The sequence below is a fragment of the Roseomonas chloroacetimidivorans genome (assembly GCF_049629625.1).
GTDB classification, from domain to species: Bacteria; Pseudomonadota; Alphaproteobacteria; order Acetobacterales; family Acetobacteraceae; genus Roseomonas; species Roseomonas chloroacetimidivorans.
On record NZ_JBNBZS010000201.1, the window covers coordinates 1 to 3,217 of the forward strand.

4 protein-coding genes are annotated in these 3,217 nt (G+C 67.2%); 2 read left to right on the forward strand and 2 right to left on the reverse strand.

Annotated features, from left to right (window positions below; all coding sequences use genetic code 11):
* Positions 1-379: 379 nt before the first annotated feature.
* Positions 380-589: a hypothetical protein gene (locus ACO1BU_RS36460; RefSeq protein ID WP_424140756.1), complete on the reverse strand. Its 210-nt coding sequence runs from the start codon at positions 587-589 to the stop codon at positions 380-382.
* Between the two features lie 372 nt (positions 590-961).
* Here ACO1BU_RS36460 and ACO1BU_RS36465 point away from each other — a divergent pair, with 372 nt between their 5' ends.
* Positions 962-1,222, forward strand: coding sequence for a CNNM domain-containing protein (locus ACO1BU_RS36465; protein WP_424140757.1), 261 nt, complete (start codon positions 962-964; stop codon positions 1,220-1,222).
* A gap of 38 nt (positions 1,223-1,260) precedes the next feature.
* A complete protein-coding gene (locus tag ACO1BU_RS36470; RefSeq protein ID WP_424140758.1) occupies positions 1,261-2,217 on the forward strand; it encodes a hemolysin family protein in 957 nt (318 codons plus the stop codon).
* Here the strand turns inward: ACO1BU_RS36470 and ACO1BU_RS36475 are convergent.
* On the reverse strand, positions 2,214-2,855 hold the full coding sequence (locus ACO1BU_RS36475; protein ID WP_424140759.1) for a transposase: 642 nt from the start codon (positions 2,853-2,855) through the stop codon (positions 2,214-2,216). The two genes, ACO1BU_RS36470 and ACO1BU_RS36475, sit on opposite strands and share 4 nt — an antisense overlap.
* Positions 2,856-3,217 lie beyond the last annotated feature (362 nt).

Here is a 3,217-nt window from a genome sequence, read left to right on the forward strand (position 1 = left end):
TCGAGCCGTCCCAGCCGGCGCCCCCGCGCCCGCCTCTACGGCCCCGTCGAGAGTGCCAGGGCCGGTGTCTTGATGGCAATCCCCCTCGCCTTCCCCCTTGGGCACGATAATGCAGGATTATCGTGCCCAGGTGCCTGCCCAGAGGCGATGATGGCGCCTCGTTTCATTGGCTTTCTGCCGGGTGACGCCCCTCACCGAAACCGGATCTTCGGTGCCAGTCTTCGCTCCTGCCGCTTCGGACAAACCCAGCGCGGCGGGTGGAAGTCGGGCGCGAAAGTCTTGCCGAAATCCTTATGCAGCCGCACCGCCGTGATGTCGCTCTCAGCCTACAGCAGCGAGGCCTGCCGCATCCCCACCGGGGGCGGGGCGCCCCCCTCAGTCAGCGGTTTGCCGCTTTGTGGGTGCCGACGTTCTCGTGCCACTCGACCGGCATGCCGTCCCAGGAGGTGATCTGCCTGCCCGCCCACTTCTTGCGGACATAGACCTGGAAGCCGTCGGCGGTGGCCTCGACATAGCCGGACTTGCCGTCCATAAGCCGGACGTGCTGGGCGAGCGCCTCGCCCTGGTTCTTCATGTAGTCGTCGCTCATGGTCCGCGCGGTCCTGATGCCCGGCCCAGTATAGCCGAGCCTCGTCATCGCCGGCGGCTACCTTCTGCTGATCACGGGGGCGCGGCTTCCGCCTTGGGGAAAGAGAAGCGGCTGTGGTGGTCTGGAGCGCTTGGGGGGAAGGCTGCGCGCAGCATGACACGGGGAGGGGACGCAGTTGCCCCGGCCGGGTCTGGCCGGAAGCCGCCAGTCCGGTCTTCAGCCCAGCTTCCAAGAAAGCGGCCATTGGACGGCAGGCGACGCCGCGCCCTAGGAGAATGGCTACAACTGAAGTCGATGATGGCGTCGGCACCCCCCGTGCTCACGGCGCTGACCTCGGGCTCTGGATTGCTCGCACGAGGGGGCTGATGGGGTATGAGCTTCCATCTCTGTCCCGTCTTCCGCCCTGTGGAGGTCACTCTGTTTGAACTCGCCATCATTCTCGTTCTCGTCGTGGTGAACGGGCTTTTCTCACTGTCCGAACTCGCGGTGGTATCCGCACGCCGGGCACGGCTCCGGGCGATGGCTGAAGCAGGACGACCCGGGGCAAATGCCGCCCTGGCGCTTATCTCCGAACCTGGCCGCTTTCTCTCTACCGTTCAGATCGGGATCACCCTGGTCGGCGTCCTTGCCTGAGCCTTTTCCGGCTCCGCGCTCGGCGGCAAGTTGGCCGCTTGGCTTGTCGGAACGGGCCTGTCACCGGGGGTGGCGAACCACTCGGATTCGGTGCGGTTGTTGCGGCGGTGACCTATCTCTCCATTGTCGTCGGCGAACTCGTCCCAAAGCGCCTCGCGCTCAGCAATGCTGAGGGCCTTGCCTGCGCCGTAGCGCCGCTCATGACGGTCATCTCGCGCATTGCCACTCCGGCGGCCTGGCTGCTCGACAGCTCCACCAACCTGATCTTCCGGCTCTTGGGGCGGAGCAACGAGCCGGAGGAGAAGGTTACAGAGGACGATGTGCGGGCAATGGTCACCGAAGCGGAGCGGCACGGGACCATCGAGACCATGGAGCGCCACATGATAGCGGGTGTACTGCGCCTGGGGGAGCGCCCCGTGAAGGGGTTGATGACGCCCCGCGGAGACGTCGACTGGATCAACCTCTCGGCCGGACCTGAGGCGATGCGCGAGGTCCTGATGCGCACAGCGCATTCCCGCCTACCCGTCGGCGAGGGCTCCCCGCGTGTCCTGATCGGCGTCGTGCAGTCGCGCGAACTGCTGGCCGCCTTGCTTCGGGGAGAACCGCTTGACGCGCGCGCCATGGCGCGCCCCGCTCCCATGGCGCCCGACGACGCCGACGCACTGGATGTGCTCACCATCCTTCGCGGTGCCGAGGTGCCCATGGCGCTGCTGCATGATGAGTACGGAATCTTCGAGGGCATTGTCACGCCGACCGACCTAACCGGCGCTATCGTGGGCGGTTTTCGCTCTGATGAGGACCCCGGGGGACGAACCGGCAGCGGTGCGGCGCGAGGACGGTTCCTGGCTGCTGGCGGGCTGGATGCCTACGGACGAGATGGCCGACTTCCTGAAATTCTCCCTTCCGGCCGAGCGGAGCTACCAGACCGTGATGGCGACGCAAAGCGCCGCGTGGCGGGCACGCTGGGTATCCACAAAGGGCGAATCCACTGCTAACCGCCGGGGCCACACGACGTTGGCGGCGCCGAGGATGCCCTTCCCTCGTCCGATGGGCAGGGCGATGGCATCGAGCCCGTCCACTTGGCGTGGCGCGCGTTCCGTGCCGCCGCGGAAGCAAGCCGGGCGGAGCGCAGGCGGGTGACGCAGGTAACCCCGTGGCCGCCCAGGGCGGCCAGGAACTCGAGGGCGGAGAAGCCGCTGTCGGCCACCACCACCAACGGCTGGCCCGGCATGCAGCGGCGTGCCTGCAGGACCAGTTGCCACCCCCAGTCAGTGAGCTTCTTGTGGCGCAGCCCGCGCTCGCGGCAGTAGCGCCCCAAGGGGCCGAGTGCCATCAGGAACGGTAGCGCCCAGATCCGCCCGGCCCAGGAGATCGGCACCAGCAGCATCAGGCTGAGCCAGCGCAGGCCGCTCGCCTTGACGAAGTGGCCGTGGCTAAAGCGGACCGGGTCGCGGTAGATGCCCTTGGCGCTGATGTGCTTGCCGCGCCGGCGCTCGATCGTGTCGTCAAGGCCCAACACCACCGGCCCGCGCGGCACAAAGGCGTCCAGCAGCAGCCCGTGCAGCACCCGCGTGCCGCCCGGCTGCTCCAGGCGGCGCGGTTCAGCACGCGGTAGTAGTTGACGAACCGCCACTCCCGGCAGAGCCCGCTGATGCGCATGATGCTGCCCACCGTGCGCTGGCCAGGCACCAGAATGGCGCCCATCAGGAGCACCTGGGCGTGACGCCAACTCCGTTGCTGGAGCAGTGGCGCGAAGCATAGGATCACCGCGGCGAAGCGAGCTGGCAGGCGCAGCATGGTGAGGGTTCTGTGGCAGGGACGTCGCCAGTCTAGCCAACCTCCCGCTCCGCCGCCTCAAGCCCGAAAATTGGCCAAAGATACCATGCAGGCGGCCAGAGATTGGGCCAGAGTTTTGGCTCCTCCGGACCTGAAGGGAGTTGGCCGATGTCTCAGATCAAGCACGCTACAGCACCCCAGGATGGTACCGTGGTCTTT

Excerpts from the sequence above, each read along its gene's own strand:
- ACO1BU_RS36460 (WP_424140756.1), bottom strand. The coding sequence starts at position 589 with ATGAGCGACGACTACATGAAGAACCAGGGCGAGGCGCTCGCCCAGCAC.
- ACO1BU_RS36465 (WP_424140757.1), top strand. The coding sequence starts at position 962 with ATGAGCTTCCATCTCTGTCCCGTCTTCCGCCCTGTGGAGGTCACTCTG.